Raw genomic sequence first — 5,378 nt, 5'->3', positions numbered from 1 at the left:
TTGACCTCGTTGGCGTCGTCATGCTCGTTCAGATATGCGATCAGAACATCCGCGCCCTCGCGGGCATAGGCAATCGCGACCGCGCGTCCGATCCCGCTGTCGCCGCCGGTAATAACCGCCTTCAAGTCCTTCAGCTTGCCCGATCCTTTGTAGCTATTCTCTCCATGATCCGGACGCGGATCCATCTTCGTTGTCGATCCGGGCATCGACTGCTTCTGGCTCGGATATGGCGGCTTCGGATAATCGCGCATCCAGGAAATCCTTTGTGGTGGTCGATCATTCAAATGACCGAGCCTGCATCCGGTTCCGGATTAGCCAGCGAAGCCTGCCTTTCATCGACGACCCGACCGGCTCACCATCTGCAGCCATGTCCAAGGTTCCCTTGTCCGGCAGGCGTCTCGACGCATTTCGTTCCAGGCCCCAATGCATGTCGGTGCGCTTGCCTCCGCTGCGCGGCGCCGGCGGGTCGGGCCTTTTAATTACCAATCGACCGCTTCTATTCCAAATGGAACGAGTGGCAGTTCCAGAAGTTTAGGGACACAGCCCGCGTTGGGCTTCACGATTTCCAGGAAGGATAACGTGGGATATCAAAGGACATTAAAGCACTGGGACGATCTGTTGCTACACAGCGCGCATCGTGCGGTTCTTGACCGCGAAACCTGAACGACGAAAGGCCGCCAATACCAAGCTCATCGCATCGCGCTGCGGAAGCGCATCGAACCGCAAAGCTGGCAGCTAAAGGAAACAGATCATGAAACGTTCAATCATTGTACTCGGGTTCGTGCTGCTCGCGGGCCCCGCACTCGCTCAGTCGGCCGGCGAAAAAACCGGGGTCAACTCTGCCCTTGGCATCAGCCCGACGACGGCCGATTTCGTCAAGGAGGTCGCGATCTCCGATATGTTCGAAATCGAGTCTAACAAGCTCGCGCAGGAAAAGGGCAATGCCTCAGAAAAGACGTTCGCATCTCAGATGGTCACTGATCACACCAAAACGAGTACCGAGCTCAAGGGCCTGGTCTCAAGCGGCAAGGTAAAAGCTGAATTGCCGGCGGCGCTCGACAGTTCGCACCAGAACAAGCTTGACAAGCTCAAAGGCAAAAGCGGAAAGGACTTCAGTTCGGATTTCAATTCCATGCAGGTCAGCGCGCACAAAGACGCGGTGTCCCTGTTCGAGCGCTATGCCAACGGCGGCGATAATCCGGACCTGAAGAGTTGGGCCGGCAAGACCCTTCCCGCGCTGAAGCATCATCTTGAGCTGGCGCAGAACCTGGACAAATCTAACTAGCGACGCCAAGCCAAACGCCACCGCAGGCCATATGCGACGCCGTGGAGACCTTGCGGCGCAGGCGGCTGACCGATATGCGCACCGCGACAAAGGCCATCCGCCTCGGAATTGGAACCGTTGTCACAGTGTTCAGAACGCTGACCTACATTCAAGGCCGGTGTACCTCCTACCGCATGGCTTACCTAATCCAGCACCCCGGCGAACTGTCGCTGACGTTAACGATCAGGCTGCGCCGAATAGAAATACGAAGACCGTCAACACGATCATGTCCCGCCAGCTCCAGATGGACGTATCCTCCTTGCCGGCTAAAAGTGCAAAGGACCATTATGGTTCCTAGCTATGGTACGCGTTCAGAGGGCTGCTACATATAACTGAAGCCAAACTGCCAAAGGAAGTTCACCTTTCCAACGTGGTCACATTTCCAGGAGGGGGAGCGTAAAAAAAGCCCCGCGGACTGCGGGGCTATTTCCTACTCCTACCGGCCGGGGGAGGAGGGCGCGGCTGGAGCGTTGATGGTGCCGGCTCCCCTTGTTCCGACTGCGTTGCTTGGAGGACCGGCGTTCGGATCGTTCGCGGGAGAAAGACCTTGGCTTGGGCCGTTGTTGCCGGTCGTGCTGCCGTTCATCGAACTGCCGGTCGTGGTCGAACTGGCGGCCTGCCCGCCGGAAGCGGAGCTGCCCCCGGCAGAACTTCCTGCACCAGAGCCGCCGCTCTGCGCATAAGCCATTGATCCGAACAGCACGAGAATTGAAGCGAGTGTCAGAGATTTAAGTTTCATGGGCATTTCCCTTTCGAGTTTGAGAACTCGATAACGAGAAACAATGGCGATCGTTCCGATCTTTGCGCCGACGCTCGGCTTCACAATAGAGACGCTATGTGTATGCGCGTGAAAAGATTCGAGCTCGCCGATACAGCGTGCCGTGATCTGGAATCAATTTGAGAGTGCACGCGCGGCGCGGCCGAAACCGCCGAAACGGCACGTTGCATGACGAGGTAGACGCCAGGAGAGCCGTGCTGCACTAGGGCAGCAGATGGCGGCCTGCTTAGCCTCAAACCCAATACACCTTGCCCCGCATCCCTTGGTTGATCGAAGCGCCTCGGATTTCCGACATGGCGCGTTTGTTCGCCACAATGCCAAACCGAACAGAAAGGGCGGTCGTCACGCCGATCGTGTCGAGTAATCCATCACAGCTCCCCACCTGCTGAGATGTTAGTGCGGTTTGTTAACGAGCCGCTGCGCTTCGCGCGCTGTCAGCGCCGCCACGGTGTTAAAGACCGTTCTTGAGCGAACTGCGCTGGCAGTTGGTTCCTTGCTCGCCATTGCATGCTGGTCTTTGTTGATCGTTCCCGGAGAAGAAGCGGATTGCAAAGGTTGCTCCTCACATTCGCAGTTGCGGCAGCACCTCTCGGCCGAAGGTGTCGATGAACTCTCGCTGGTTTACGCCGACCTGATGGAGCTGGAGCTCTTCAAAGCCGAGTTCGATGAACTCGTTCAGCCAGGCGGCATGTCTGGCCGGGTCCGCAGAGATCAATGCTTGCTGAATTAATCTGCGTGCGGCTTACACAGGGCCCGACGCCAAATTCCAGCAACGCTGGTCGCTGTAGGACCGTTCTCGGATTGCTGATCTTTTCAGCGATCCTCAATGGTACCGAGGAACGAAGGCTCCGAGTTCTGGTTATTGCGCATAATGGCTCCTTCAACGTGCGGCAATCCGGCTCGCGAGTTTGATTGAGCCCGCATCGAGAGGCTAGCGAATGTCCACTGCTGAAACCGTCTCCGTCATTGTTGTGGGCGCTCTCATTCTTCTGGCGATTGGGAACATTGTGTTCTCAGTCCTGGCGGAACGGAATAACCCACCTATTGGTAGCTTTACCGAGTGCGACGGCGTGCGACTCCACTATCTCGACCGCGGTGATCCCGCGGCTCCGTGCGTAGTGCTGTTTCATGGCAACGGCTCTATGATCCAAGATTTCACGATCAGCGGGCTTGTTGACCTTCTCGCCCGCCGCAATCGTGTTCTCTGCTTTGACCGGCCCGGCTTCGGGTATAGCCAACGGCCCCGCTCGCGGATCTGGACCGCAACAGCCCAAGCGGATCTGTTTGTGAAGGCTCTTAATCAACTCGGCGCACGCAATCCAGTCGTGCTGGGCCACTCATGGGGTGCGCTGGTCGCTATTGCCATCGGATTGCGAAATGACTATCCCATCCGCGGTCTTGTGCTTGCCTCCGGTTACTACTTTCCGACCTGGCGTTGGGATGTGTGGATGATGTCAGGTCCAGCGATACCGGTATTGGGCGATCTGGTTCGTTACACGGTCGCCCCAATCATCTCATGGGCCATTCTGCCGACATTGTTTCGCAAGCTCTTCGCGCCCCGCTCTGTTCCACGAAATTTCAAGAACGGGTTCCCGGCTTCTCTAACGCTCAGGCCCAAACAGTTGAGGGCGGCTGCCGAGGAAAGTGCCTTGCTCGTTCCGGCGGCGGCCCACTTCCAGTCTCGTTATCCAAGCATTCGGTGTCCTGTCCGCATCTTCCACGGAACAGGGGACCAAGTCAGCGAACCCGAACAGGCGCGACGTCTACACCAGATGCTGAGCCGCTCCGACCTCCACCTCCTTCAGGATGCTGGGCACATGGTAATGTATGCCGATGGTGCCGCAATTGCGCTGGCCGCAGATACGGCAGGTGTTGCCATTGCCTCATGACATGAGACTGCGTGGCCCAGATGTCAGATGACCGAGCGATCAGTTGACAGTTCGGGCGTTACGTTCTGAACACGACTTTTGAAGTGCTGTAGGAACATTGTGGAACACTGCGGATTGGAGAAACAAACAAAAACCTTTAGGAGGTCATCATGGCTATCGAAGATCAGGAGACCGAAAATCTGATTGGCAGCGACAAGGTCGAGGGTACTGCCGTGTACGGCGCAGACAATCAGAAGATCGGCTCCATCGAACGGGTAATGATCGACAAGGTTAGCGGACAAGTTCGCTACGCGGTTGTGAGCTTTGGCGGCTTTCTCGGGATTGGCGATGACCACTATCCCCTGCCGTGGCAATCGTTGAAATACGATACCGACCTCGGCGGCTATATCACCGGCATCACCGAAGACCAGCTGCCGAGTGCGCCAAAGTACAGCAATGATAGCAAGTGGGATTGGTCAGATCCTGCGGCGGGCCGCTTGATCCGTGAGTACTATGGCGTTTCGGTTGTGTAACCCGCAGCATTCAGTTTGGTAGTGCAACGAGAGTACATCTCCGCCAACCTTTGGAGCGATTTAGTTCAAACGTTACCTGGCTGCATCCGAAATGAGTTTTGCAGACGCCGGAGGTCCGCCGGTTGTTATGGCGCTGGCGTACCGCTGCGCTCTGGTTTCACTACGGGCCGGCAAGGTCATCGACTACTCTCCCGACTCGGATTTTGGATCGGCATTAGGGAGAGTCCGTTGACGGACAAACCTTTCCGGACGCGCTTTCGCTTCAACGCGCCATCGACGCTTACTTCAAGCGAGCCCGGATGGCGCATGGCCCGACTGGGTGATCGGCGGACATGACAAGCAGATAGTCGATTGTCAGCAGCTGGCTGATTCAGGCTCCGCCGATCGCTTTGACAATCTTGCCGCTACCGCCACAGTTCTGGCAGGGCGAACCGTCAACGCGGCCGCTTCCATGACATTGCGGGCAGATATCCTCGCCGGTTCCGGGAATACCGCGTGCGGCTTCATCGCCAGGATTGAGCGTCTGCGTAGGCGTCCCCAGGCGTGAACGGGCATCGTCCTTTTCAGAGTTCTGAGGGTTGTTCATTCGTGCCTCCTTACCGTTCACCAACGCACCGATCGCGGGATGGTTGCCCTGACGTGCCGAGATCGACAGACGCAAAGCGGACACTCATGGCCTGGCTGCGAAAGTTCGCCTATGGCCGCAGGCAGGCAGGAGTCAGTACAAGTCACTGGTTCCTTGTGGTAGCTGCATTTTTTCCTCGACGTCTATCTACCGGCAGGCGCGGCTACTTCCGCTCCGCCATCTGCTTCTTCAGGTCGTCGATAAAATGTTGTGCGCCTTCTTGGGTGAGGAGCTCGCCCGATTTGTCCGG

7 protein-coding genes are annotated in these 5,378 nt (G+C 57.2%); 5 read left to right on the top strand and 2 right to left on the bottom strand.

Annotation, left to right across the window (positions count from 1 at the left end; all coding sequences use genetic code 11):
* On the bottom strand, window positions 1–251 hold a 251-nt coding region (locus tag N554_RS0130080; protein ID WP_029586835.1), incomplete at its 3' end, for an SDR family NAD(P)-dependent oxidoreductase.
* A 500-nt stretch (window positions 252–751) separates the two neighbouring features.
* Between N554_RS0130080 and N554_RS0130070 the strand changes: the two genes are divergently transcribed.
* From N554_RS0130070 to N554_RS0130045, 5 genes are all read left to right on the top strand, one after another.
* Window positions 752–1,285 (top strand): DUF4142 domain-containing protein, encoded by a 534-nt coding sequence (locus N554_RS0130070; protein WP_029586834.1) that lies wholly within the window; start codon window positions 752–754, stop codon window positions 1,283–1,285.
* Window positions 1,286–1,797: 512 nt separating this feature from the next.
* Window positions 1,798–2,007 (top strand): hypothetical protein, encoded by a 210-nt coding sequence (locus N554_RS41585; RefSeq protein ID WP_156042196.1) that lies wholly within the window; start codon window positions 1,798–1,800, stop codon window positions 2,005–2,007.
* 543 nt (window positions 2,008–2,550) lie between these two features.
* Entirely contained in the window at window positions 2,551–2,832 is a 282-nt protein-coding gene (locus N554_RS43250; RefSeq protein ID WP_156042195.1) for a hypothetical protein, read from the top strand.
* 208 nt (window positions 2,833–3,040) lie between these two features.
* Window positions 3,041–3,991, top strand: coding sequence for an alpha/beta fold hydrolase (locus N554_RS0130050; protein WP_029586833.1), 951 nt, complete (start codon window positions 3,041–3,043; stop codon window positions 3,989–3,991).
* A gap of 149 nt (window positions 3,992–4,140) precedes the next feature.
* Window positions 4,141–4,503, top strand: a complete 363-nt coding sequence (locus N554_RS0130045) for a PRC-barrel domain-containing protein (RefSeq protein ID WP_029586832.1) — start codon at window positions 4,141–4,143, stop codon at window positions 4,501–4,503.
* A gap of 370 nt (window positions 4,504–4,873) precedes the next feature.
* On the opposite strand, the gene N554_RS36740 is transcribed toward N554_RS0130045, so the two are convergent.
* Window positions 4,874–5,089 (bottom strand): hypothetical protein, encoded by a 216-nt coding sequence (locus tag N554_RS36740; protein ID WP_051677798.1) that lies wholly within the window; start codon window positions 5,087–5,089, stop codon window positions 4,874–4,876.
* Window positions 5,090–5,378 lie beyond the last annotated feature (289 nt).

The sequence above is a fragment of the Bradyrhizobium sp. URHD0069 genome (assembly GCF_000701345.1).
GTDB lineage: Bacteria > Pseudomonadota > Alphaproteobacteria > Rhizobiales > Xanthobacteraceae > Bradyrhizobium.
This window is presented reverse-complemented; position numbering and strand designations above follow the sequence as displayed.